Source organism: Salinarimonas sp. NSM (assembly GCF_052380005.1).
GTDB lineage: Bacteria > Pseudomonadota > Alphaproteobacteria > Rhizobiales > Beijerinckiaceae > Salinarimonas.
The window spans coordinates 38,933-61,445 of sequence record NZ_JBQTCJ010000013.1 but is presented as its reverse complement, the minus strand read 5'-3'; the positions used below and the strand labels follow the sequence as shown (position 1 = coordinate 61,445).

Sequence of the window (22,513 nt, the reverse complement as noted above, 5' to 3'; positions counted from 1 at the left end):
CCGCAGTCCAGAGGTATCGCATGTCCCGCCGCTACGCCGTCCTCGACGTCTTCACGAACACCGCCCTCGAGGGCAATCCGCTCGCCGTCGTGCTCGACGCCGAAGGGCTCGACGACGCGGCGATGCAGCGCATCGCCCGCGAGTTCAACCTCTCCGAGACGGTCTTCGTGCTGCCGCCGCAGGACGCCCGCCACCGCGCGCGGCTGCGCATCTTCACGCCCGCCCGCGAGCTGCCCTTCGCCGGCCACCCGACCGTCGGCTCGGCGGTGATGCTGGCGCTCGAGCACGGCTCCGGCGGGGCGGACGCCCAGGCCTTCGGGCTCGAGGAGCGTGTCGGCACGGTGCCGTGCGTCGCCGAGATCGACGGGCCGCGTGGCGGGCACGCGCGCTTTCGCCTGCCGAAGCTGCCGATGCCGGTGGGCGAGCACGACCCCAACCCGGCGGACTGCGCCATGGCGTTCGGCCTCGACCCCGACGACATCGGCTTCGACCGGCACGCGCCGAGCCGCCACGACGCCGGCAACGCCTTCACGTTCGTGCCGCTGCGCTCCCTCGACGCGCTCGCCCGGCTGCGGGCGGAGCCGACCTTCCCCGCGGTGTTCGGGCACGACGCGCACGGCGCGGTCTACGCCTACGCCCGGCTTCCGGGGAGCGACGGCCTCGCCTTCCGCGCGCGCATGCTCGCGCTCGGGCTCGGCGACGGCGTGCGGGAGGACCCCGCGACCGGCTCCGCCGCCGCCGCCTTCGCCGGCGCGCTGATGCAGCACGAGCCGATGGGCGACGGCACGCACGACGTGACGATCGAGCAGGGCGTCGAGATGGGCCGCCCCAGCCGGATCGCGCTTCAGCTCGTCGTCGAGAGCGGCGCGCTCGCCTCGGGCGAGATCGGCGGCTCCGCCGTCGTGATCGCGCGCGGCGAGCTCTTCGCATGACGGCGGGCGCCGCCGGCATCCACGTCGCCGAGGTCGCGCACGTCGAGGCGCGGTTCGACCCGCATGCGCGCTGGGAGCGTGCGGATGCCGCCCGCGACGAGATCGCGGCCCACTGGGCGACGCGGATCGCCGCGCAGCCGCGCCTGTTCAACGGGACGGTGCTGATGGCGCGCGACGTGACGATCACCGGGGACGTGCTGCGCGGCACCTGGTTTCCGGTCGACTATGCCACGCTGCTCTGGGCCAAGAGCACGGGGTTCGCGCACGAGGAGGCGGTGAACGCCTTCGCGCTCGCCGCCCTTCGCGGGCGCTGCGGCGGCTTCCTCGTCGGCGAGATGGGCCGCCACACGGCCAATGCCGGGCGCCTCTACTTTCCCGGCGGCACGCCGGACATGGACGACGTGCGCCCCGAGGGAACCGTCGACCTCGCCGGCTCGGCCCTGCGCGAGCTCGAGGAGGAGACCGGCATCGCGCCCCGGCGCGTGCGCGCCGACGGCTGGATGGTCGTGCGCGACGGCGGCACGATGGCGCTCCTGCGCCGGATGGAGGCGCCCGAAGACGCCGATGCCCTCGCGGCGTACGTCCGCGGGCGGCTCGCCGTCGATCCCGATCCGGAGCTCGCCGACGTCCGGGTTGTGCGCGGCCCGGGCGAGCTCGACCCGGCGCGCACGCCGCGCTTCATGGAGGTGTTCCTGGCGCGCGCGGTCCCTCAGGCGGGATAGCCGAAGCGCGTCTTGACCGCGCGCAGCTCGGCGCGCGCCGCGGCGTCGTTGCCCGCCCGGCAGGTCGCGGCGGGGCCGGCGAGGTCGCCCGTCGCGTCGCGATAGACGGTGGGGCCGACGAAGCCGGTCTCGTTGTCGCGGTCGAGCAGCGCCCGGAAGGCGCGGATCTCCTCCGCGCAGGCGCCGGAGGCCGGCAGGTCGAGGCTCGCCGCGCGCGCGGACGGTCCGTCGGCGGCGGTGGGTGCGCCGGTCTGGGTGCAGGCGGCGAGGCCGAGCAAGGCCAGCGCGGCGAGGATCGGGAGCGGCGGGGGCACCGGCGTCGGCATGAGGCTCTCCGTTCGGGCGGGATGCGAATCGTGGGGGAGAGGGTAGCCGATCGGGGTGCGTGGGTGAAACGCTTCGCCTCGCTCGCAGGCTTGCCCCCGCGCCCGCGCTCCGGTACAAGTGACGTATCGCCGCGCGGAGCGGCGCCGATCGAACGAGGAGTGAGCCGTGGCCCTGGCCGGCTCCCATCGCTGCAGCACCCTCGCCGCGCCGGCTTCCGGCGCGCGGGTGCGCACGCTTTCCCTCGGCCTCCTGCTCCTTATCAGCCCCTGAGGGCCGTCCGGGCGCGCGCCTGGGCCTTCAGGGGAGATCGAGACCCGACCCGGCGCCGCGAGCGGCCGCCGCGATCCCGATCCGATACCGGAGCAAGACCATGTCCACCGACAACAACCGCGTCCTGATCTTCGACACCACCCTGCGCGACGGCGAGCAGTGCCCCGGCGCCACCATGACCCTCGAGGAGAAGCTCGAGGTCGCGGAGTTGCTCGACGAGATGGGCGTCGACATCATCGAGGCGGGCTTCCCCATCGCCTCGATCGGCGATTTCGAGGCCGTCTCGGAGATCTCGCGCCGGGTGAAGCGCGCGGTCGTCGCCGGCCTGTCGCGCGCCAATCCCAAGGACATCGAGCGCGCCGGCGAGGCGGTGCGCCACGCGGTGCGCCCCCGCATCCACACCTTCATCTCCACCTCGCCCGTCCACATGAAGTACAAGCTCCAGAAGGAGCCGGACGCGGTGCTGGCGCTGGTCATCGACCAGGTGACGCGCGCGAGGAACCTCGTCGAGGACGTCGAGTGGTCGGCAGAGGACGGTACGCGCACGGAGATGGACTTCCTGTGCCGCTGCGTCGAGGCCGCGATCAAGGCGGGCGCGACGACGATCAACATCCCCGACACGGTCGGCTACACCACGCCCGAGGAGTACCGCGCCCTGTTCGAGACGGTGCGCGCCCGTGTGCCGAACTCGGACAAGGCGATCTTCTCGGTGCATTGCCACAACGACCTCGGCATGGCGGTGGCGAACTCGCTCGCCGGCGTGAACGGCGGCGCGCGGCAGATCGAGTGCACGATCAACGGCATCGGCGAGCGTGCGGGCAACGCCGCGCTCGAGGAGATCGTCATGGCGATGAAGACCCGCGCCGACGTCTTCCCCTACGACACGGGCATCGACGCGACGATGCTGACCCGCGCCTCCAAGGTGGTGGCCAACGCGACCAACTTCCCGGTGCAGTACAACAAGGCCATCGTCGGCCGCAACGCCTTCGCCCACGAGAGCGGCATCCACCAGGACGGTATGCTCAAGCACACCCAGACCTACGAGATCATGACGCCCGAGTCGGTGGGCGTCACCAAGACCTCGCTCGTGATGGGCAAGCATTCGGGCCGCAACGCCTTCCGCTCGAAGCTGGCGGAGCTGGGCTACAAGGTCTCCGACAACGAGCTGCAGGACGCGTTCGACCGCTTCAAGGCGCTCGCCGACCGCAAGAAGCACGTCTACGACGAGGACATCGAGGCGCTCGTCGACGAGCGGCTCGCCACCGCGCACGACCGCATCAAGCTCGTGTCCCTGTCCGTCATCGCCGGCACCCGCGGCCCGCAGCGCGCGACGATGAAGCTCGAGATCGAGGGCCGCGTCGTCACCGAGGAGGCCGACGGCAACGGGCCGGTGGACGCGGTCTTCAACGCGATCCATGCGCTCCAGCCGCACGAGGCGACGCTCGAGCTCTACCAGGTCCATGCCGTCACCGAGGGCACGGACGCGCAGGCCGAGGTGTCGGTCCGGCTGAATTCCGGCGGCCGCACGGTCACCGGCCGCGGCGCCGACCCGGACACGCTGGTCGCCTCCGCCAAGGCCTACCTCGCCGCGCTCAACAAGATCGTCGCCCGCGGCGAGGGGATGCACGCGCAGCATGCGGCGGAGTGAGACGCTCCCGCCCCCTCGGGGCGGGGACGATCCGCGCAAGCGGATCAGGGGTGGGGTCCCGCGCCTCGACGCCGGCGACCGGTGACGAGCGGCGTGTTCCGCGCTAGGCGAGAGGCGACATCAACGTTCGGAGCCCCCCCCCGCCATGGACACGCCGCAGATCACCTTCGACGACTTCCTGAAGGTCGACGTCCGCGTCGGCCGGATCGTCGCGGCGGAGCCCTTCCCCGAGGCGCGCAAGCCCGCCTACAAGCTCACCATCGACTTCGGGCCGCAGATCGGCACGCGCCGCTCCTCGGCGCAGATCACGCGCAACTACGGGCTCGACGAGCTCGAGGGACGGCTCGTGCTGGCGGTGGTGAACTTCCCGCCGCGCCAGATCGGCAAGTTCATGTCGCAGGTGCTGACGCTCGGCGTGCCGGACGCGGACGGCGAGGTCGTGCTGATCGAGCCCTCGCAGGACGTGCCGGTCGGCGGCCGGCTCTACTGAGGCGCGGCCGCCTGGGCAGGGCCGGCGGCGAGACGCTCCACGGCGGCGACGATCCGCGGCCAGTCCGCGAGCGCCGCCGGCGGCAGGCGCACCTGCACGTCGAGCCCGCCGCGGCGGATCTCGGCGAGGCAGGGCAGGCGCACGCCCGCCGCGGCCGGGCCGTCGAGGCAGCGCGCGGCGAAGGCGCGGCCCCGGGGCGGCGCGAGATGCAGCGTCTCGCCCTCGTAGGGCGAGCCCTGCGCGAAGACGCGGCGGATCAGCCCGTCGCGGGTCGCCTCCGCGCCCGGCTCCAGGAAGCGGTTGTAGAGCTGCGCCGGCCGCTCCGACGGCGCCGGGGCGTCGTCGGAGGGCACGAGGGTGATGCCGATCGTGGGGCCGGCGGTCGGGCCCGCCATCGCCCCGAGCAGCACGTCGAGCGGCGCCTCGATGGCGACCCGCTCGGTCGCGCCGGGCGTGCGGGGCTCGATCAGCCAGTCGCGCGGCAGGACGAGCGGGCGCTCCGCCAGCTCGAGGGCGACCATGGCGCCGGGGGAGGGGGAATCCTGCGCGATCAGCGTGCGCGACCAGATCGCCAGCGCGAGCAGGCCCGCGCTCAGGCCGAGCGCGAGGCAGGCCGCCGGCAGGCCGATGCCGCGCCAGCGGATCGGGGGCTGGCCTGCGGCGGCGTAGGCGGGGGCAGCGGCGAGGGCTGCGCGACGCATCTCGGCTCTCCTGCGGCGGGCGCGACGTTAACCCTTTTCGCCATTCGTGCTTAACGGGGAGTAAAGGCTCGGGCAGGATCGCCGTGCCGGCTCGGGAGGGGCCGCGCGCCGGAGCCGCTCATGAGTGTCGATGTGGGTCTCGATCCCTGGACCGTGTCCAGCCTGAACGCGCTCGTCGTGGGATTCGCCTTCGCGGGGCTGCTCGCGAGCGCCTTCGAGCTCGTGACGCACCGTCGTGCCAGCTTCTCGCTGCTCGAGCGCGGCGGGGTCGTGGCGCTCGCGAGCCTGCCGATGCTCGCCTTCTCCGCACCCTTCATCATCCTGCGCAACACGCTGCGCGGTCGCCGCTTCGAGCGACGCCCGATCCCCTTCGTGATGATCGCGACCTGCATCGCCGGCTTCTGGAGCCTCGCCGCGGGCCGTGTCCTGCTCGGCGGCATCGGCTACGTGGTCGGCTGAGCCGACGCCTCAGGAGACCTTCGCGCGCATCTTGAGGAAGCGCATCGCCCGCTCGGACGTCTCGGCCGGCAGCGTCGCGTAGCCCGAGACGTCGACGTCGATGTTGGCCTCTAGCAGGCCGAGCCGTTTCGTGCGCAGCTCGAGCACCTTGCGGAAGGCCTCCGCGCCGAGGCCGAGCGCCTTGCAGGCCACCGCGATGGCCGACGTCTCCGGCTGGAGCAGCGCGCGCAGGGCCTGCGCGTTGGGGATGTCGGAGAAGGTCGAGATCACCTGCGCGAGGTCGAAGGCACGGTCGTCGCGGGAGAGGATCGAGACGACGTCGTCGATCGTGCGCCGTCCGTCCTTGAGGTCGGCGATCAGGAGCTTGAGCTCGAGCCGGCGCTCGCGCGCCTCGCGCACGACGCGCTTGGGCGCGTCGCCGGAGATGAGCTCGACCTGGTGGCCGGAATCCGACTTCTGCGCCGCCTGGGCGGTGATCTGGAGCACGCGGCGCGCCTGCGAGACCGGCAGGCTCTCGCGGCGGCTCTCGAGGTTCTGGCGCACGGCGGCGTCGCGTCCGCCGCGCTCGACGAGCTTCTCGAAGCCGCGGTCGGAGAAGGCGGCGCCCTCGTTGCCCGACACGGTGCGAAGCACCTGCTTGTCGCCGCGGTCGACCAGGATCTCGGTGACGTTCTCCGAGAGCGTGGCGCGCTCGGCGATGGCGTGCAGGTGGGCCTGGGAATGGGTCACCGCGATGGCGGCGAGGTCGGCGTCGGTGAGGACGGGGGAGAGCTTCAGCACCAGGCGGGCGACGTCGGCGTCCGGGTCGCCGGCCAGCGTCTTGGCCACCGCGCGCGGCAGCTGCGGCTCCGCGGCGACGCGGTCCGCGTAGTCCTTGCGGTCGGGGGTGTCCATCTTCTCGAGCGAGCGGTTGGCGATATCGGAGAAATGCTCCTGCGCCCCCTCGCTCGGCTCGGAATCGTGCAGGAAGAGATCCGTGACCGCGTTGAGGAGTCTCCGCCGCCCCTCCGACGACGCATCCGTCGATAGGCGCGCCAGCTCGTCCAGCATCGTCGTGTACTCCCCGGGATAACCTATGTGTACCGGACTAGACGATCTTCTCGAATCTCCGGTTAACTCGGCCGCCCAAACGGACGCGATCACAGGCCGAGATGGCGCGCCACCTCCTCGGCGGCCGCCGTCGGCGAGGTCTCGCCGGCACCGACCGCGGTCTCGAGCCGCGCGAGGAGGTCGCGGGTCCCCGCGTCGCCGGTGAGGCGGGCACGCAGGCGGTCGTCGACGAGCGCCCACATCCACTTCACGTCCTGGCGCCGGCGCCGCTCGGCGAGGAGGCCCTTCGCCTCGTGGCGGGCGCGATGGTCGAGGATGCGCGCCCAGACGTCGTCGAGCCCCGCGCCGGAGAGACCCGAGCAGGTCACGACGGGCGGCGTCCACAGGGGCGACGCCGGTGCGAGGATGGAGAGGGCGGTGCGGTACTCCGCCGCCGCCCGGCGCGCGCGCGTCTCGTTCTCCGCCTCCGCCTTGTTGACGGCGATCATGTCGGCGATCTCGAGCACGCCCTTCTTGATGCCCTGGAGCTCGTCGCCCGCGCCGGGCAGCATGAGCACCAGGAAGAAGTCGGTGAGGTCCGCCACTGCCGTCTCGGACTGGCCGACGCCGACCGTCTCGACCAGCACGACGTCGAAGCCGGCGGCCTCGCACAGGAGCATCGTCTCGCGGGTGCGCGCGGCGACCCCGCCCAGCGTGCCCGAGGAGGGGGAGGGGCGCACGAAGGCGTTCGGGTCGACCGCGAGGCGCGCCATCCGCGTCTTGTCGCCGAGGATCGAGCCGCCGGTGCGCGACGAGCTCGGGTCGACCGCGAGCACCGCCAGCCGGTGGCCGCGGGCCGTCAGCATCGTGCCGAGCGAATCGATGAGGGTCGACTTGCCCACCCCCGGCACGCCCGTGATTCCCACCCGTACGGCGCCGCCGGTGCGCGGCAGCAGCCGATCGAGCAGGGTCGCGGCGGCGGCGCGGCGGTCGGCCCGCTTCGATTCGACGAGCGTGATCGCCCGGGCGAGCGCCGCGCGGTCCCCCGCGAGGAGCTTCTGCTCCAGGCCCGCGATGTCGACCTCGGGCTTGTCCGCCACAGCCATGGCCCGCGCCTCCTCCGCCGCGGAACGCGGCACCGCCCCCCGAGTTAGCGCGTCGGGCGCCGGAGCGCGAGAGCCGTTGCGCCCCGTCGGGGCAATGGCATCATGCGAAGCGTCATGCGCCTGCGACGCGTAGAATGCGTTTTGGTTATTCGGCGCCCCGCTGATTCGCATCGTATCCGCCAGGGCGCTACGCTGAGGTGTGCGGGAGCGGGCGAGCGGGTTGGGCGAACGTCGCATCTTGCATATCGGCACGCCTTCGTTTATGTAGTCTAGAGTTTTCGATGCAGCAAGAGCATTGTAGGGCGATGAGCAACGACAAGCTGTTCAATCCGCTCGGGATCGCCGTCCCGGGCTACACGGGGAGCCCTCGGCTGCCCGGCGAGCGGCCGTCGGATGCCGAGTTCCAGCAGGCGCTGTCGCAGCCGCAGGCGACGCAGGGGGCCGAGCCGCCGCGCCAGGGTCCGCTGGTCGCCGGCGCGCCCGTGCAGCAGGCGTCCGCGGCGCCGCAGAACGTCCCGTCGACGACCATCGCCGCCGGCTACACGGCCTGGTCCGCCCGCAACGCGGACGACATCACCTCGCAGTATGTCAACAACTTCCAGCAGGAGGCCTGAGCATGGCGGCGCGCGCCCCCAACCGCGAGATCTTCGCCCGCCTGCTCTACGTCCGCGAGGTCGGCTCCGAGGACCAGCGCAACGCCGCCAACGCCCGGCTGGCGCTGCTGCGCGACGCGTTCAACACGGACAAGCGCTTCCCCTCCTCGCGTCCGGTGATGGCCGCGGTGGAGACAGAGTGCTGGACCTGGTGGCACGAGATCTCGACGGAGCCCGCCGCCCATCCCCAGCGGATGTCGGCGCTCGTCTGACGCGCCACGCCACGGCCGCACCCTCGCCACGATCGCGGCGCAAGGAGCGCGTGTTCCCGCGTTCCTGCGTATCCACGGCCGCCGCACCATGACCTCTCCGACGATCTCTGCCCCGCGTGTCGCGTGGCGGCAGCCCCTGGCGACGCGCCTCGCCGCGCTCGGCCTCGCGCTCGCGCTCGGCGCCTGCAACCTCGCCGGCGCGTCGGCTCCGATCGCGGCGGGGGCCGGGTCGCAGACGCTGCTCGTGGCGACGACCCGCGCGGCCGCGGCCGATCCCGGCGCGTCCCCGTTCTTCTCTGCCGAGCGCGGCGAGGGCCTCGCCTTCGCCCAGGCGACGCTGTTGCCCCCCAGCGAAGGCGTGCTCGCCACGCTCTCGCCCTTCGACGCGCGTTGGGGCGTCGCCGGCGTCGGCCCCGTCGTGCGCGCCGAGCCGGCGGAGGCCTTCGCCCGCGCCGCGGTGGGGCGCGACGTGCTGATCTACGTCCACGGCTACCGCGAGACCTTCGAGACGGCGGCGTCCGGCGCCGCCGAGCTCGCGGCCGGCATCGGCTTTCGCGGCGCGAGCGGCCTGTTCACCTGGCCATCGGGCGGAGCCACGTTCGACTACGGCTACGACCGCGAGAGCGCGCTGTGGTCGCGCGATGCGCTGGAGGAGCTGATCCTCACGCTCGCGCGCAGCGAGAGCGGCGGGCGCGTGCACCTCGTCGCCCATTCCATGGGCTCGCTGCTCACGCTCGAGACCCTGCGCTTCGTGCGCGCCAGCGGGGGCGACGCGGCGATGGCGCGGATCGGCGCCGTGGTGCTGGCCTCGCCCGACGTCGACATCGACCTGTTCGCGCAGGGCGTCGAGCGCCTCGGGGTGGACGCCCAGCGCATCACGGTGATCACGGCGCAGAACGACCGCGCGCTCGCGCTCTCCCGGCGCCTCGCCGGCGGCGTGGTGCGGGCGGGAGCGGCGGATCGCGAGCGGCTCGCGGGTCTCGGCGTGCGCGTGGCGGACGCCTCCGAGTTCGGCTCGGGCGTCCTCAACCACGACCTCTTCCTGCGCGACCCGGACGTGCGCGCCGTCGTCGCCCGGGCCATCGAGCGGGCGCGCTGAGCGCGACCGCGGCGGGGCTCACCCCCCCGCGCGAAGCGCGTCGAGGAAGCGCCGCCCGGCGCGGCCGGTGGGCTCCTGGCCGAGGCGGGCCTGCATCTCCTTGATCGCCTCGCGGGTCTTCGAGCCGATGATGCCGTCCACGTCGCCGATGGCGTAGCCGCGGCGCAGCAGCTGGACCTGCACCTCGCGGCGCTCCTCGCGCGACAGCGGCGGGTCGTCCGTCGGCCATGGAGTCTGAATCCCCGGCCGGCCGGCGAGGCGGTCCGAGAGGAGCGCGATGGCGAGCGCGTAGGATTCGGCCTGGTTGTACGAGTAGATCGCGTCGAAGTTCCGGAACACGACCCAGGCCGGCCCGTTCGTGCCCGCCGGCGCGAGGATCGCCGCCTGGCCCGGCCCGGTGAGCGCGCCGCCGTCGATCCGCCGCACGCCCATGCCGGCGAAATCGGACAACGCCCGCTTGTTGCGCCGCCCGGTGCGGCTCTCCGGGAAGCCTGACGGCAGGCGCACCTCGTAGCCCCACGGCTCGCCCGCCCGCCAGCTCGAGCGCGCGAGGTAGTTCGCCGTCGAGCCCAGCGCGTCCACCGTCGAGCCGACGATGTCACGCTTGCCGTCGCCGTCGAAGTCGACCGCGATGCGCTGGTAGGTGGAGGGGATGAACTGCGTCTGGCCGAAGGCGCCGGCCCAGGAGCCGGTGAGCTGCTCGACCGGGATCTCGCCGCGCTCGAGGATCTGGAGCGTGGCGAACAGCTCGCCGCGGAAGAAGCTCTGGCGGCGCCCGAAGCAGGAGAGGGTGGAAAGCGACTGCAGCAGCGGGCGCTTGCCCATGTTGCGGCCGTAGTTCGACTCGACGCCCCAGATGGCAGCGATCACGTGGCGGTCGACGCCCCAGCGCTCCTGCGCCACCGCCAGCGCGTTGGGGTACTGTGCCATGGCGCGCCGGCCGTCCTCCACGCGCTCCTCGTCGACCAGCCCCGCGATGTAGTCCCAGATCGCGGTGCGGAACTCGGGCTGGCGATCGAGCAGCTCGAGCAGGCTCATGTCCGGCTCGACGCCCGCGAGAGCGCGGTCGAACGTCGCTGCCGAGACATTGTTGCGCGACGCCTGGCCGCGCAGCTCGCCCAGGCAGGAGCGGAACTGCGCCTGCGCCGCGGCAGGGGCGGGAAGGGCGGTCGCGCCGGCCGTCGCAGCGAGGCCGAGGGCGAGGAGCGCGCCGAGCGCGCGGGGGAGGGGAGGTCGCTTGATCATGACGGGAGCATGCTCCCGGATCATGGTAAACAGATGAATAACGGGGACGGATGCCCGATCCGCTGCCGCCGCCGGGCGTGGCGGCGATGTTGCAGCATCGTAGGGAATTGGCTCTTGTTGCGTCAATGCAACAGACAGGCGTCGACCGACTCGCCGGCCGGCGTCGTGGCTTGCCCGGCGGCGCGGCTCGTGGAGTCCTCCTCGTCGTTGTGTCTCGAGGCCCCACCGACATGTCGCGTCTGCTCCTGAGCGCCTCCCTGGTCGCGCTCCTGTCCGCCCCCGCCCTCGCGCAAGACCCCGCCACCGCCCCGGCCCCGAGCTTCGTGCGCGCCACCGCGCCCGCGCAGTTCCTGGCGAACTACAGCGTCGCCCGGATCGGCCTGCCGAAGGCCACGGCCGCCGGGATCACCGGTGCGGGCACCGTGATCACGGTGATCGACGACGGCTTCGACCTCGCTCATCCAGCGCTCGCGGGCAAGATACTGGAGGCGATCCACACGGCGGGCGCCCCGGGCGCGCCGATGCCGGCGCTCAACCACGGAACCCACGTGGCGGGCATCGCGTCGGGCGTCGCGCCGGACGCGCGCCTGGCGCTCTACACGTTCGGGACGGCCCCGGCGACGTTCGACGGCAATGCGGCTGCGTTCCGGGCCGGAGCCGCGCGCGGCTCGGTCGCCTTCAGCAACAGCTGGGGCTTCGACACCGACGTCAACGACATCCTGCGGGCCTCCGGCTTCGCCGCCGACCCCTACCAGGCCATCGCCGACGCGATCCCCGGTGTCGCCACCGCCGCCCAGTGGCGCGACTTCGTCGCCGCCATGCGCGAGGCGCAGCGGGTCGGCGTCATCGTCTTCGCCGGCTCCAACGACCCGACCCTGCCCGACATCGACATCTCCGCCGCGCTCCCGCTGGCGATCCCCGCGCTGCGCGAGGCCTGGATCGCCGTCGTCAACGTGAACCAGGCGGGCGAGGTGATCAGCGTGCGATGCGGCTCGGCGGCGGAGTTCTGCCTCGCCGCGCCCGGCACGCGGATCGTCTCGAGCGTGGTCGGCGGTGGCTACGCGCCCCTCACGGGCACCTCGATGGCGACGCCTCACGTCAGCGGCGCGGTCGCGCTCGCGCGGCAGCTCTACCCGGCGGCGACGCCGGGCGAGCTCGCCCAGCTCGTCCTGCAGACCGCGACGGACGCGGGCGCGCCGGGCATCGACCGCGTCTACGGCTGGGGCGTGCTCAACGTCGGCAACCTCCTCGCCTCCACTGACCCCGGCACGGCTGGCAGCTTCGCGGCGGCCTCGTTCTCGCGCTTCTCCACGCTCGCGCATGCCGGCACGACCTTGAGGGGCCGGCTCGGCGCGCCGGGCGCGGCGATGCCGCAGGCCGCGCCCGACGCCTCCGCCGCCGCCGGTCCCGCCGCGGGCTACGCCTCGCTGGCCGGAGCGTCCGACGCCGGGGCGGGCGTCACGCTCGCCAACCCGCTCCTGTCGGGCCTGTGGGCGAGCCCGTTCTACGGCCGCGCCTCGATCGGCGCCGGCCCGACGACGCGGGGCGTGACGAGCGAGACCGCCGGGCTCATGGTCGGCCTCGACCTCGTCGACCGCACGGACCTGCGCTTCGGCATCGCCGGCGGCTTCGCGCGCACGGATCTCGACGTGAAGGGGTCCGCCGACGGCGGCGAGGCGGACAGCGTCCATGTCGGCCTCTACGGCTCCTCCACCTTCGGCGCCTGGAGCCTGCAGGGGACGGCTCAACTGGCCTTCATCGACCAGACGCTGACGCGACGGGACATCGCCGGCGCGGCCGGCACGGCGCGCGCGCCGATCGGGCGTAGCTCCACGGACACGACGGCGTTCGAGGGCGACGTCCGGCTCGGCTACACCTTCGAGGTCGCCGACGGTGCGCAGGTCACGCCCTACGCCGCCTTCGCCGCGCGCTGGCAGGAGTCCGACGCCTTCCAGGAGACGGGCGCGGGCATCTTCGCGCTGCGCGGCCCGTCGCAGAGCGCCGAGCAGCTGTCGTTCGGCCCGGGCGTCCGCTTCGCCTCGGCGCCGCTCGCCCTCGGCGCCGGCGGCGCCACCCTGCGGCTCGAGGCCGACGTCGCCTACGAGCGCCTCACCGGCGATCTCGCGCACGAGACGGAGGTCACCCTGCTCGGTCGGCGGATCACCGGCCGGACGATGGAGGTCGGCGCGGACCGGCTCCGTGTCGGCGGCGCATTGCGGCTCGCCGCGCCCGGCGACCGGCTCTCCGGCTTCGTGGCCTACGACGGCGCCTTCCAGGAGGAGGCGAGCGCCCACACCGTCAGCGCCGGCGTCGCCCTGCGGTTCTGAGCCGGCCCCCGGGGGAGCGCAGTCGAACCCCGCGCACGCGCCCGCGTTCGCCCGTTTCCAACCGAGGAGGCGAGCATCATGGCCGAACGGACATCCGAGGACGCCGCGCGGCGCGCGGCTGCGCAGGCGATCGAGCAGGACGCGACGAAGCCCGTCGACGACGTCGCGCGCCCGCGCCTCACGCCGCAGAACCGCGCCGATCCCGCCGCCGCGGGCGAGGACGCGACCGACCCGTCGGGCGTCGGCGCGAAGCGGGGCCAGGCGGACGAGGCCGAGGGCCGGCGCGCACCCGCGCCCGGGCACGGCGACCTCGAGGCGCTCGACGAGGCCCTGAAGCGCCCCTCCCGCGAGGAGGGCGCGCTGCATTTCGGCGCCAGGCCGGAGGAAGCCGGCCGCGAGGGCTCCGCGGACGCGGCGGTCGAGCGCGCGGCGGCGGGATGGTCCGGGCGGCGGGACGACACGGGGAAGTGAGGGCGACGCGTGGGCCGGACGCCCGGCCCGCGCGCGTTCCTCGAGCGAGCGGCTGCACGACTCTTGACGGAGACGAAGGGTATGTATATTAGCCTTCGCCATCGGTGAGGGAGGGTGGCAGTGGCTCCGGAGCATGCGATGCGGATTCTTCTGCGTGCGGAGGGGCTCGCCGCGCTGTGCGCGGCGGTCGCGCTCTACGCCTGGCTCGATGCGCCGTGGTGGGCGTTCGCGGCCGGGTTCCTGCTGCCGGACGTGGCCATGCTCGCGTATCTGGCGAATGCCCGCGTCGGCGCCCTCGGCTACAACCTCGCCCACACCTATCTCGGGCCGGTGGCCCTCGGCCTCGTCGGCCTCCACGTCGACCTCCAGTCCGGCCCGGCCCTCGTCGCGGCGGCGGCCGTCTGGGCGGCGCACATCGGCTTCGACCGGGCGCTCGGCTACGGCCTCAAGCATGCGAGTGGCTTCGCCGACACGCATCTGGGCCGGATCGGGCGCGCCGGCCGCGCGCCGCGGGCGTGACCGATGCCCGCGCCCGCCAAGACGAGCGACGCCGCGATTCTCGTGGCCGCGCGCCGGATCCTCGAGGCGCACGGGCTCGGCGCGCTGACGATGCAGGCCGTGGCGGAGGCGGTCGGGGTGCGCCCGCCGTCGCTCTACAAGCGGTTCGAGCGCCGTGAGGCGCTGCTCGCTGCCCTGGAGGCCGACACGCTCGCGCGCCTGGGGGCGTTGCTGCGGGAGGCCGCCCGCGGGCGCGCGCCGCTCGCCGCGCTGGAGGCGCAGGCCCACGCCTTCCGGCGCTTCGCGCGCGACAACCCGCACGCCTACGCGCAGATCTACGCGCCGGAGGCGGCACGCGGCGTGGAGGTCGACGCGGCCCGGCGGGCTGCCGTCGCTCCCGCGATGGAGGCCCTCGCCGGGCTGGTCGGCGCGGATAGGGCGCTCCCCGCCGCGCGGACGCTCACCGCCTACCTGCACGGATTCGTCTCGATCGAGAATGCGGGGCTGTTTCGCCTCGGGGGCGACGTCGACGAGGCCTTCCGTGACGGCATCGCGCTCATCCTGCGCGGCATCGAGACGAGAGATGCATAGCACCATGACGATCCGACCCTACGACGCCGTGCGCGACGCCGACGCCTGCCTCGCCGTCTGGCGCGCCGCCTCACGGTCCGGGCATCCGTTCCTCGGCGAGACCGCGCTCGCGGCCGACGCCGTCCTCGTGCGCGACGTCTACCTGCCGAAGGCCGAGATCGCGGTCGCGGAGGAGGAGGGGCGACTCGTGGGATTCGTGGCGCTGCTCGACGCGGTCGTCGGCGGCCTGTTCGTCGATCCGGCGCATCACGGGAGCGGGATCGGCCGAGCGCTCGTTCTCCACGCCGCCGAGCGCAAGGGTGCGCTCGACGTCGAGGTCTACGAGGCGAATGCGGGTGCGCGCGCCTTCTACGCGCGGCTCGGCTTCGTCGAGGCGGGACGGCGCGAGACGGACGACCAGGGCCGGCCGCACCCGCTCCTGCGCCTGCGACGACCGGGCTGAGCGGTCACAGCCGCCGGGCCAGCCAGCCGGCGAAGCTCTCGGCGAGCGCGACCGCGCGGCGCTGCTCGAAATCGGGCGTCTGCCAGGGGCCGGACTGGCCGGGCGGGAGGGCGACGCGCAGCGGCTCGCGGGCGAGCACGCGGCCACCCTCGCTGAGCGTCGCGGTGCCGACGAGCTCGTCGGCGGCGAGCGAGCCGCCGCCGGGCATGCCGAAGCCGAGCGGCCCGTCGTCGCTCTCTCCGGAGCCGTAGCCCCGCAGCTCGAAGCGCTCGAGCACGACGGTGAGCCGCGAGCCGCCCGCGCCGAGCCGGCCGGCGAAGCGCTCTTCCAGCGCGCGTTCGAGGCTCGTCTGGAGCAGGTCGGCGTAGTTGCCGACACCCTTCGCCCGCAGCGGCGACACGTCGACCCGGATCTCGCCGATCAGCGCGGCCGGCTGCGCCGTGGCCTGGCCGGCGAGCACGCCGAAAGCGAGGGCGAGCGCGGCGAGCGCCTGCAGCACGAGCCGAGGGAGGGCCACGGGAAAGGGGCGGGCCACGGGAAAGGGGCGGGCGGGCATGGCGTCTTCCTCCTGGTGGCGCCGGGCGCGTGCGGGGCACGCGCGCGGCGTTGCTCGGGAGGCTCAACCCCGCGCCGCGCGCGGGGTTCGGGCCGGATCGACGCCTCGGAGGCGCAGGCGATCAGCGGAACTCGACGCTCATCACCTCGTAGGACTTTCCGCCGCCGGGAGTGTGGACCTCGACGGTGTCGCCCACGGTCTTGCCGATGAGCGCGCGGGCGATCGGCGAGCCGATCGAGACGCGGCCGGAATGCACGTCCGCCTCCGGCTCGCCGACGATCTGGTAGACCTTCTCCTCCTCGGTGTCCTCGTCGATCAGCTTCACCGTCGCGCCGAACTTGACGCGATCGCCGCCGAGCTTCGCCGGCTCGATCACCTCGGCGCGCGAGATCAGGCTCTCGAGCTCCAGGATGCGGCCCTCGTTGTGGGACTGCGCTTCCTTGGCCGCGTGGTATTCCGCGTTCTCGGAGAGATCGCCGAGCGCGCGCGCCTCGGAGATCGCCTGGATGATCCGCTGGCGCTCGACCTGCTGGCGCTGCTTGAGCTCCTCCTCGAGCTTCCTGTAGCCCGGGGCCGTGATCGGGACCTTGTCCATGTCTTGTCTCACCGACGCGAAAAAGCCGTAGCGCGGAGCGGCCGAACCGGGCGCTCCGCGCTGTGGCGGTTGGGGATGTGGCGGGAGCCGCGCGCCGGTGCACCGGGCGCGGGGTGCGCTTCAGGTGAAATAGTCCTGGAGCGCCCGCACTTCGAGATCGCCGCCGAGATAGGCCTCGATGCCTGCCGCGGACGCGATCGCTCCTGCGAGAGTGGTGTAGTACGGCACCTTATGCAAGAGGGCCGCCCGGCGCAGGGAGCGCGAGTCGGAGAGGGCACCCGCGCCCGCGCTCGTGTTGAACACGAGGTGGACGTCGCCGTTCTTGATCGAATCGACGATGTGGGGGCGCCCCTCCAGCACCTTGTTGACGCGCTTGGCCTTCACGCCCTGCGCGGCGAGGAAGCGCTGCGTGCCCGTCGTCGCGAGGATGGTGAAGCCGTGATCCGCGAGCATGCGCACCGCAGGAAGGATTCCCGGCTTGTCCTCGTCGCGCACCGAGACGAACACGGTGCCGGCCTTCGGCAGCATGGTGCCCGAGCCGAGCTGGCTCTTGAGGAAGGCGATGCCGAACGAGCGGTCGAGGCCGATCACCTCGCCCGTCGAGCGCATCTCCGGCCCGAGCAGCACGTCGACGCCGGGGAAGCGGGCGAAGGGGAACACGGCCTCCTTGACCGCGATGTGCTCTCGCGCGGGTGCGCGCTCGCCGAGCCCGAAGCTCTCGAGCGACTCGCCGGCCATGATGCGCGAGGCGATCTTGGCGATCGGCTCGCCGATCACCTTGGCGACGAACGGCACCGTGCGCGAGGCGCGCGGGTTGACCTCGAGGACGTAGATCGTGCCGTCCTTGATGGCGTACTGCACGTTCATCAGCCCACCGACGTCGAGCGCCAGCGCGAGCGCCCTGGTCTGGCGCTCGAGCTCGGCCACGGTCTCGGCGGACAGGGTGCGGGGCGGGAGCGAGCAGGCCGAATCGCCCGAATGGATGCCCGCCTCCTCGATGTGCTCCATGATGCCCGCGATGAAGACGTCCGCGCCGTCGCAGACGGCGTCGACGTCGATCTCGGTCGCGTCGGTCAGGTAGCGGTCGAACAGGAGCGGGTTCTTGCCCAGAACCGTGTTGATCTGCCCCGTCTTGTCGTTGGGGTAGCGCGCCTTGACGTCGGAGGGGATCAGCGAGGGCAGGGTGCCCAGCAGGTAGTCCTCGAACTGGCTCTCGTCGCGGATGATCGCCATCGCGCGCCCGCCGAGCACGTAGGAGGGGCGAACCACGAAGGGCAGGCCGAGGTCCTGCACGATCAGGCGCGACTGCTCGACCGAGTAGGCGATGCCGTTCTTGGGCTGCTTGAGGCCGAGCTTGTCGAGCAGGCGCTTGAAGCGGTCGCGGTCCTCCGCGAGGTCGATCATGTCGGGCGAGGTGCCGAGGATCGGCACGTCGGCGTCCTCGAGCGCGCGGGCGAGCTTGAGCGGCGTCTGCCCGCCGAACTGCACGATGACGCCGTGCAGCCGCCCCGCCCCGCGCTCCGTCTCGAGGATCTCGAGCACGTCCTCGGCGGTGAGCGGCTCGAAGTAGAGCCGGTCGGACGTGTCGTAGTCCGTCGAGACGGTCTCCGGGTTGCAGTTGATCATGATCGTCTCGTACCCGGCGTCGCCGAGCGCGAAGCAGGCGTGGCAGCAGCAATAGTCGAACTCGATGCCCTGCCCGATGCGGTTGGGCCCGCCCCCGAGGATCACGACCTTGTTCCGGTCGCTCGGCTGCGCCTCGTCGGCCGGAGCGGCCCCGAAGGGCGCCTCGTAGGTCGAGTACATGTAGGCGGTGGGGGAGGCGAACTCGGCCGCGCAGGTGTCGATGCGCTTGAACACCGGCCGCACGCCGAGCGCCCGGCGCTTCGCCGTCACCTCCGCCTCCTCCAGGTTCGCGAGCACCGCGAGGCGCGCGTCCGAGAAGCCCATCGCCTTGAGGCGGCGCAGCGCGCCGGGCGTCGTCGGCAGGCCGAGGGTACGGACCTTCGCCTCGGTGTCGACGATGTCCTTCAGGTGCTCGAGGAACCACGGGTCGATCATGCACGAGGCGTGCACGTCCTCGATCGACGTCCCCAGCCGCAGCGCCTGGGCGACCTTGAGCAGGCGGTCGGGCGTGGGCGTGCCCAGCGCCGCCTTGATGGCGTTCTCGTCGTCGCCCTTGCCGATGCCCTCGATCTCGATCTCGTCGAGACCCGTGAGCCCGGTCTCGAGCGAGCGCAGCGCCTTCTGCAGGCTCTCGGGGAAGGAGCGGCCGATCGCCATCGCCTCGCCAACCGACTTCATCGCGGTGGTGAGCGTCGGCTCGGCGCCGGGGAACTTCTCGAAGGCGAAGCGCGGGATCTTGGTGACGACGTAGTCGATCGTCGGCTCGAAGGAGGCCGGCGTCGCGCCGCCCGTGATGTCGTTGGCGATCTCGTCGAGCGTGTAGCCCACGGCGAGCTTCGCCGCGACCTTGGCGATGGGGAATCCCGTCGCCTTCGAGGCGAGCGCGGAGGAGCGCGACACGCGCGGGTTCATCTCGATCACGACCATGCGGCCGTTCGCCGGGTTGATGGCGAACTGCACGTTCGACCCGCCGGTCTCGACGCCGATCTCGCGGAGCACCGCGATCGAGGCGTCGCGCATGATCTGGTATTCCTTGTCGGTCAGCGTCAGCGCCGGCGCCACCGTGATCGAATCGCCCGTGTGCACGCCCATCGGGTCGATGTTCTCGATCGAGCAGATGATGATGCAGTTGTCCGCCTTGTCGCGGACGACCTCCATCTCGTACTCCTTCCAGCCGAGCACGCTCTCCTCGATCAGCACCTCGCCGGTCGGCGAGGCGTCGAGCCCGCGCTCGACGATGTCGAGGAACTCCTCGCGGTTGTAGGCGATGCCGCCGCCGGTGCCGCCGAGCGTGAAGGACGGGCGGATGATCGCCGGCAGGCCGATCTCGGCGAGCGCCATCAGCGCCTCGCCGAGCGCGTACTCGATGGTGCGCTTACGCCGCTCGATGTCGCCGGCGGCCCAGCCGCGCTCGAACTCGGCCACGAGGCGGGCCTTCTCGTCGGCGTCGATGGCCATGGCCTCGATGCGCGCGATCTCGGCGCGGTGCTGGTCCTTGTACTTCTTCTTCAGCGCGGAGGCGTTGGCGAGTCGCGAGGCGGGCGTCGCGAGCCCGATTCGCGCCATGGCCTCGCGGAAGAGCTGGCGGTCCTCGGCCATGTCGATGGCCTCGGCCTTGGCGCCGATCATCTCCACCCCGAACTTGTCGAGCACGCCGATCTGCTGCAGCGAGAGCGCGCAGTTGAGCGCGGTCTGGCCGCCCATCGTGGGGAGCAGCGCGTCGGGCCGCTCCTTCTCGATGATCTTGGCGACGATCTCGGGCGTGATCGGCTCGACGTAGGTGCGGTCCGCCAGCTCCGGATCGGTCATGATCGTCGCCGGGTTCGAGTTCACCAGCACGATCCGGTAGCCCTCCTCCTTGAGGGCCTTGACCGCCTGCGTGCCCGAATAGTCGAACTCGCAGGCCTGGCCGATGATGATCGGCCCCGCGCCGATGATGAGGATCGAGGAGATATCGGTGCGTTTGGGCATGACGGTCTCGTGCTCGAAGGGGCCGCCCGCGCGTCATGACCCGGTCGTCATGAAAAGAGGCCCGCGCGCGAACGCGTGAGCCTCGTGCCGAGCGGCCCGGCCGCGCGGAGCGGCCAGGATCGCGATGTGTGGGGGTCTATAGACCAAGCACCGCGCGGTGGGAAGGGTCGCGGAGCCGGCGAAGGGGCGGCGTTGCAGCGACGATATCGGAACCGCTCGACACCCGTCGCATTGGCAGGCGCGCCGCGAGGCTCTACGTTTCGTCATTGCACCGCGGGAAAGAGGGAGATGCGAGCCGATGCCGTACACGCGCTGGACCATCGTCACGGGAGCCTCGAGCGGAATCGGCGCCGAGATCGCGCGCCAGTTCTCGGCGATCGGGCACAACCTCGTCCTCGTGGCACGCCGGCGCGAGAAGCTCGAGGCGCTCGCCGCCGAGCTGACCACGGCCGACCGCGGCGCCGTCGAGGTGATCGAGCTCGACCTCGCCCGGCCCGAGGCGCCGGCGGAACTGCACGCGGCGGTGGGAGAGAAGGGGCTGCCGATCCACACGCTCGTCAACAACGCGGGCTTCGGCCTGCGCGGCGACTTCGTCGACCTCGGGCTCGAGGAGCAGATGGCGATGATCGAGCTCAACGTCTCGTCGCTGACGCGGCTCTCGCGGCTGTTCCTGCCCGACCTGATCAAGCGCGGGCAGGGCGGGATCCTCAACGTCTCCTCGCTCGCCGCCTTCCAGGCGGGGCCGCACATGGCGGTCTACTACGCCACCAAGGCCTACGTGCTCTCGCTGTCGGAGGCGCTGCACGAGGAGGCCAAGCCCTTCGGCGTGACGGTCACCGCGCTGTGCCCCGGCGCCACCGAGAGCGAGTTCGGCGCGCGCGCCGGCATGGAGGGCTCGCGCCTGTTCCGCAGCGGGCGGATGGACGCGCAGAAGGTGGCGCGCATCGGCGTCGAGGCCTACCGCGCCGGCCACGCGGTCTCGACGCCCGGCACGCGCAACAAGCTCGTCATGGAGCTCAACCGCTTCCTGCCGCGGGTCGTCATGCGCCGCGCGGCGGGCGCGATGCAGTCGTGAGGCTCACACGACCCGGAGCGTGATCGCCCCGAGCCCGGCGATCGTCGCGCGCATCGTCTCCCCTCGGGAGACCGCGCCGACGCCGTCGGGCGTGCCGGTGAAGATCACGTCGCCGGGGAAGAGCTCGTTGTAGCGCGACAGGTAGGTGATCTGCTCGGCGACCGACCAGATCATGTCGCCGAGGTCGCCCGACTGGCGCGGCGCGCCGTCCACCTCGAGCCGGATCTCTCCCTGGGCGACGTGGCCCACCTGGGAGACCGGGTGGATCGGGCCGATCGGCCCGGAGAAGTCCGCGCCCTTCGCGAGCGCCCAGGGCCGGCGCAGGCTCTTCGCCTCGTCCTGCAGGTCGCGCCGGGTCATGTCGAGGCCGACCGCGTAGCCGTAGACGAGGCCGAGCGCCTCCTCCGTCGTCACGTCGCGCCCGCCGCGCGAGAGCGCGCAGACGAGCTCCACCTCGAAGTGGTAGTTCTGCGTCATCTGCGGGTAGGCGTGCTCGGCGATCGCGTCCGCCGGCACGGGCTGGAGCGCGTCCGCGGGCTTCATGAAGAAGAAGGGCGGCTCGCGGTCCGGGTCGTGGCCCATCTCGCGGGCATGGGCGGCGTAGTTGCGCCCGACGCAGTAGACCCGGCGCACGGGAAACAGCGCGCTCGCGCCGGCGACGGGGATCGCCGGGGTCTCGGGGGCGGGGAAGACGAAGGTCATCGGCGAGCCTCTGGGGTGCCTGTCTGGGGTGTCACGGGGGTCGGGCGTCTGTCGCCGCGATCTGTAGCGGAGCGGCGGGCCTCGCGCCACGCCCGCGCACGCCGGTCTCACATGAGCCCGAGCGCCACCAGCGCCACCACCACGTAGCGCGCCCCCTTCGCCAGGACGACGAGCGGCAGGAAGACGAGGAGCGGCGTGCGCATCACGCCCGCGATCACGGTGAGCGGGTCGCCGACGATCGGCGTCCACGACAGGAGCAGCGAGGCGACGCCCCAGCGCCGGTAGAGCGCCTCGGTGCGCGCGAAGCGCTCCGGTGAGACGGGGAACCGCGGATGGTGACGCAAGCGAACGAGGAAGCGGCCGATGCCCCAGTTCACCAGCGAGCCGGCGACGTTGGCGATCGTCGCGACGGCGACCGCGAGCCACGCCGCCGCCTCGCCGAGCGCGAGCACGCCCACGAGCGCGGCCTCGGAGGTTCCCGGCAGCAGCGTCGCCGAGGTGAAGGCGGAGAGCGCGAGGGCCGCGAGCACGGCGATGTCGCCCAAGGTGACGGGTCCTCTCTCGTGAGCCGCCGTCGCAAATCACGGATCGGCCGCGTCCGCAAGCCGGCTCGCCGCGGCGCACGCGTGCTTGCGCGAATCCTTCCGATAATCTACGTATTCCGCCCCGACGGGCGGTAATTCATTGTCGCCGATGGTGAAAGTTCGATCGCCGCGTTGATCCGGGCGCGGGTCGGTCGCGTACATCGGAGGACGCGGCCTTCTGG

Annotated in this window: 24 protein-coding genes; 14 read left to right on the top strand and 10 right to left on the bottom strand. The window is 72.7% G+C overall.

Annotated elements, in window-relative coordinates; genetic code table 11:
* Positions 1–20 precede the first annotated feature (20 nt).
* The gene (locus ACTZWW_RS07620; RefSeq protein ID WP_444780345.1) at positions 21–932 is read left to right on the top strand and encodes a PhzF family phenazine biosynthesis protein; all 912 of its coding nucleotides are present in this window, start codon (positions 21–23) and stop codon (positions 930–932) included.
* Positions 929–1,654 carry an NUDIX domain-containing protein gene (locus ACTZWW_RS07615; protein WP_444780344.1) on the top strand — a complete coding sequence of 242 codons (726 nt, stop codon included), beginning with the start codon at positions 929–931 and terminating at the stop codon, positions 1,652–1,654. Before ACTZWW_RS07620 ends, ACTZWW_RS07615 begins: the two co-directional genes overlap by 4 nt.
* Here ACTZWW_RS07615 and ACTZWW_RS07610 read toward each other — a convergent pair.
* Positions 1,642–1,980 (bottom strand): hypothetical protein, encoded by a 339-nt coding sequence (locus tag ACTZWW_RS07610; RefSeq protein WP_444780343.1) that lies wholly within the window; start codon positions 1,978–1,980, stop codon positions 1,642–1,644. The genes ACTZWW_RS07615 and ACTZWW_RS07610 overlap by 13 nt on opposite strands.
* Positions 1,981–2,351: 371 nt before the next feature.
* Between ACTZWW_RS07610 and ACTZWW_RS07605 the strand changes: the two genes are divergently transcribed.
* The gene (locus tag ACTZWW_RS07605; protein ID WP_444780342.1) at positions 2,352–3,899 is read left to right on the top strand and encodes a 2-isopropylmalate synthase; all 1,548 of its coding nucleotides are present in this window, start codon (positions 2,352–2,354) and stop codon (positions 3,897–3,899) included.
* Between the two features lie 145 nt (positions 3,900–4,044).
* A complete protein-coding gene (locus ACTZWW_RS07600; RefSeq protein WP_444780341.1) occupies positions 4,045–4,389 on the top strand; it encodes a tRNA-binding protein in 345 nt (114 codons plus the stop codon).
* Here ACTZWW_RS07600 and ACTZWW_RS07595 read toward each other — a convergent pair.
* Positions 4,383–5,090, bottom strand: coding sequence for a hypothetical protein (locus ACTZWW_RS07595; protein WP_444780340.1), 708 nt, complete (start codon positions 5,088–5,090; stop codon positions 4,383–4,385). The genes ACTZWW_RS07600 and ACTZWW_RS07595 overlap by 7 nt on opposite strands.
* A gap of 132 nt (positions 5,091–5,222) precedes the next feature.
* On the opposite strand from ACTZWW_RS07595, the gene ACTZWW_RS07590 reads away from it, so the two are divergent.
* Positions 5,223–5,549 (top strand): DUF6949 family protein, encoded by a 327-nt coding sequence (locus ACTZWW_RS07590; protein WP_372422620.1) that lies wholly within the window; start codon positions 5,223–5,225, stop codon positions 5,547–5,549.
* A 9-nt stretch (positions 5,550–5,558) separates the two neighbouring features.
* On the opposite strand, the gene ACTZWW_RS07585 is transcribed toward ACTZWW_RS07590, so the two are convergent.
* A complete protein-coding gene (locus ACTZWW_RS07585) occupies positions 5,559–6,599 on the bottom strand; it encodes a DUF2336 domain-containing protein (protein WP_444780339.1) in 1,041 nt (346 codons plus the stop codon).
* 89 nt (positions 6,600–6,688) lie between these two features.
* Positions 6,689–7,684 (bottom strand): methylmalonyl Co-A mutase-associated GTPase MeaB, encoded by a 996-nt coding sequence (gene meaB, locus ACTZWW_RS07580; protein WP_444780338.1) that lies wholly within the window; start codon positions 7,682–7,684, stop codon positions 6,689–6,691.
* Between the two features lie 305 nt (positions 7,685–7,989).
* Between meaB and ACTZWW_RS07575 the strand changes: the two genes are divergently transcribed.
* The 3 genes from ACTZWW_RS07575 to ACTZWW_RS07565 all read left to right on the top strand — a co-directional run bounded on the left by ACTZWW_RS07575 (position 7,990) and on the right by ACTZWW_RS07565 (position 9,648).
* Entirely contained in the window at positions 7,990–8,298 is a 309-nt protein-coding gene (locus tag ACTZWW_RS07575) for a hypothetical protein (RefSeq protein WP_444780337.1), read from the top strand.
* A gap of 2 nt (positions 8,299–8,300) precedes the next feature.
* Positions 8,301–8,549 carry a hypothetical protein gene (locus ACTZWW_RS07570; RefSeq protein ID WP_444780336.1) on the top strand — a complete coding sequence of 83 codons (249 nt, stop codon included), beginning with the start codon at positions 8,301–8,303 and terminating at the stop codon, positions 8,547–8,549.
* A gap of 88 nt (positions 8,550–8,637) precedes the next feature.
* A complete protein-coding gene (locus ACTZWW_RS07565) occupies positions 8,638–9,648 on the top strand; it encodes an alpha/beta hydrolase (protein ID WP_444780335.1) in 1,011 nt (336 codons plus the stop codon).
* Between the two features lie 18 nt (positions 9,649–9,666).
* Here ACTZWW_RS07565 and ACTZWW_RS07560 read toward each other — a convergent pair whose 3' ends face one another.
* Positions 9,667–10,893 carry a lytic murein transglycosylase gene (locus ACTZWW_RS07560; RefSeq protein ID WP_444780334.1) on the bottom strand — a complete coding sequence of 409 codons (1,227 nt, stop codon included), beginning with the start codon at positions 10,891–10,893 and terminating at the stop codon, positions 9,667–9,669.
* Between the two features lie 230 nt (positions 10,894–11,123).
* Between ACTZWW_RS07560 and ACTZWW_RS07555 the strand changes: the two genes are divergently transcribed.
* The 5 genes from ACTZWW_RS07555 to ACTZWW_RS07535 all read left to right on the top strand — a co-directional run bounded on the left by ACTZWW_RS07555 (position 11,124) and on the right by ACTZWW_RS07535 (position 15,222).
* A complete protein-coding gene (locus ACTZWW_RS07555) occupies positions 11,124–13,220 on the top strand; it encodes a S8 family peptidase (protein ID WP_444780333.1) in 2,097 nt (698 codons plus the stop codon).
* Between the two features lie 78 nt (positions 13,221–13,298).
* The gene (locus tag ACTZWW_RS07550; RefSeq protein ID WP_444780332.1) at positions 13,299–13,691 is read left to right on the top strand and encodes a hypothetical protein; all 393 of its coding nucleotides are present in this window, start codon (positions 13,299–13,301) and stop codon (positions 13,689–13,691) included.
* A gap of 138 nt (positions 13,692–13,829) precedes the next feature.
* Positions 13,830–14,210, top strand: coding sequence for a DUF4260 family protein (locus ACTZWW_RS07545; RefSeq protein ID WP_444780331.1), 381 nt, complete (start codon positions 13,830–13,832; stop codon positions 14,208–14,210).
* 3 nt (positions 14,211–14,213) lie between these two features.
* On the top strand, positions 14,214–14,780 hold the full coding sequence (locus ACTZWW_RS07540; RefSeq protein ID WP_444780330.1) for a TetR/AcrR family transcriptional regulator: 567 nt from the start codon (positions 14,214–14,216) through the stop codon (positions 14,778–14,780).
* Positions 14,781–14,784: 4 nt separating this feature from the next.
* Positions 14,785–15,222, top strand: coding sequence for a GNAT family N-acetyltransferase (locus tag ACTZWW_RS07535; RefSeq protein ID WP_444780329.1), 438 nt, complete (start codon positions 14,785–14,787; stop codon positions 15,220–15,222).
* A gap of 4 nt (positions 15,223–15,226) precedes the next feature.
* On the opposite strand, the gene ACTZWW_RS07530 is transcribed toward ACTZWW_RS07535, so the two are convergent.
* The 3 genes from ACTZWW_RS07530 to carB form a co-directional block, all read right to left on the bottom strand.
* Positions 15,227–15,778, bottom strand: a complete 552-nt coding sequence (locus tag ACTZWW_RS07530; protein WP_444780328.1) for a hypothetical protein — start codon at positions 15,776–15,778, stop codon at positions 15,227–15,229.
* A gap of 121 nt (positions 15,779–15,899) precedes the next feature.
* A complete protein-coding gene (gene greA, locus ACTZWW_RS07525; RefSeq protein ID WP_444780327.1) occupies positions 15,900–16,373 on the bottom strand; it encodes a transcription elongation factor GreA in 474 nt (157 codons plus the stop codon).
* 120 nt (positions 16,374–16,493) lie between these two features.
* Positions 16,494–19,970 carry a carbamoyl-phosphate synthase large subunit gene (gene carB / locus ACTZWW_RS07520; RefSeq protein ID WP_444780326.1) on the bottom strand — a complete coding sequence of 1,159 codons (3,477 nt, stop codon included), beginning with the start codon at positions 19,968–19,970 and terminating at the stop codon, positions 16,494–16,496.
* A gap of 298 nt (positions 19,971–20,268) precedes the next feature.
* Here carB and ACTZWW_RS07515 point away from each other — a divergent pair, with 298 nt between their 5' ends.
* Positions 20,269–21,045, top strand: a complete 777-nt coding sequence (locus ACTZWW_RS07515) for an SDR family NAD(P)-dependent oxidoreductase (RefSeq protein WP_444780325.1) — start codon at positions 20,269–20,271, stop codon at positions 21,043–21,045.
* 3 nt (positions 21,046–21,048) lie between these two features.
* Here ACTZWW_RS07515 and ACTZWW_RS07510 read toward each other — a convergent pair whose 3' ends face one another.
* Complete coding sequence (locus tag ACTZWW_RS07510; protein ID WP_444780324.1) at positions 21,049–21,747, bottom strand: fumarylacetoacetate hydrolase family protein; 699 nt, start codon at positions 21,745–21,747, stop codon at positions 21,049–21,051.
* A 107-nt stretch (positions 21,748–21,854) separates the two neighbouring features.
* Entirely contained in the window at positions 21,855–22,292 is a 438-nt protein-coding gene (locus tag ACTZWW_RS07505; protein ID WP_444780323.1) for a YqaA family protein, read from the bottom strand.
* Between the last annotated feature and the right edge of the window lie 221 nt (positions 22,293–22,513).

Coding starts and splice junctions, on each gene's coding strand:
- ACTZWW_RS07555 (WP_444780333.1), top strand. CDS start 11,124: ATGTCGCGTCTGCTCCTGAGCGCCTCCCTGGTCGCGCTCCTGTCCGCC.
- ACTZWW_RS07615 (WP_444780344.1), top strand. CDS start 929: ATGACGGCGGGCGCCGCCGGCATCCACGTCGCCGAGGTCGCGCACGTC.
- ACTZWW_RS07560 (WP_444780334.1), bottom strand. CDS start 10,893: ATGATCAAGCGACCTCCCCTCCCCCGCGCGCTCGGCGCGCTCCTCGCC.
- ACTZWW_RS07515 (WP_444780325.1), top strand. CDS start 20,269: ATGCCGTACACGCGCTGGACCATCGTCACGGGAGCCTCGAGCGGAATC.
- ACTZWW_RS07565 (WP_444780335.1), top strand. CDS start 8,638: ATGACCTCTCCGACGATCTCTGCCCCGCGTGTCGCGTGGCGGCAGCCC.
- ACTZWW_RS07620 (WP_444780345.1), top strand. CDS start 21: ATGTCCCGCCGCTACGCCGTCCTCGACGTCTTCACGAACACCGCCCTC.
- ACTZWW_RS07605 (WP_444780342.1), top strand. CDS start 2,352: ATGTCCACCGACAACAACCGCGTCCTGATCTTCGACACCACCCTGCGC.
- ACTZWW_RS07535 (WP_444780329.1), top strand. CDS start 14,785: ATGACGATCCGACCCTACGACGCCGTGCGCGACGCCGACGCCTGCCTC.
- carB (WP_444780326.1), bottom strand. CDS start 19,970: ATGCCCAAACGCACCGATATCTCCTCGATCCTCATCATCGGCGCGGGG.
- ACTZWW_RS07540 (WP_444780330.1), top strand. CDS start 14,214: ATGCCCGCGCCCGCCAAGACGAGCGACGCCGCGATTCTCGTGGCCGCG.
- ACTZWW_RS07610 (WP_444780343.1), bottom strand. CDS start 1,980: ATGCCGACGCCGGTGCCCCCGCCGCTCCCGATCCTCGCCGCGCTGGCC.
- ACTZWW_RS07575 (WP_444780337.1), top strand. CDS start 7,990: ATGAGCAACGACAAGCTGTTCAATCCGCTCGGGATCGCCGTCCCGGGC.
- ACTZWW_RS07600 (WP_444780341.1), top strand. CDS start 4,045: ATGGACACGCCGCAGATCACCTTCGACGACTTCCTGAAGGTCGACGTC.
- ACTZWW_RS07530 (WP_444780328.1), bottom strand. CDS start 15,778: ATGCCCGCCCGCCCCTTTCCCGTGGCCCGCCCCTTTCCCGTGGCCCTC.
- meaB (WP_444780338.1), bottom strand. CDS start 7,684: ATGGCTGTGGCGGACAAGCCCGAGGTCGACATCGCGGGCCTGGAGCAG.
- ACTZWW_RS07545 (WP_444780331.1), top strand. CDS start 13,830: ATGCGGATTCTTCTGCGTGCGGAGGGGCTCGCCGCGCTGTGCGCGGCG.
- greA (WP_444780327.1), bottom strand. CDS start 16,373: ATGGACAAGGTCCCGATCACGGCCCCGGGCTACAGGAAGCTCGAGGAG.
- ACTZWW_RS07595 (WP_444780340.1), bottom strand. CDS start 5,090: ATGCGTCGCGCAGCCCTCGCCGCTGCCCCCGCCTACGCCGCCGCAGGC.
- ACTZWW_RS07550 (WP_444780332.1), top strand. CDS start 13,299: ATGGCCGAACGGACATCCGAGGACGCCGCGCGGCGCGCGGCTGCGCAG.
- ACTZWW_RS07510 (WP_444780324.1), bottom strand. CDS start 21,747: ATGACCTTCGTCTTCCCCGCCCCCGAGACCCCGGCGATCCCCGTCGCC.
- ACTZWW_RS07585 (WP_444780339.1), bottom strand. CDS start 6,599: ATGCTGGACGAGCTGGCGCGCCTATCGACGGATGCGTCGTCGGAGGGG.
- ACTZWW_RS07570 (WP_444780336.1), top strand. CDS start 8,301: ATGGCGGCGCGCGCCCCCAACCGCGAGATCTTCGCCCGCCTGCTCTAC.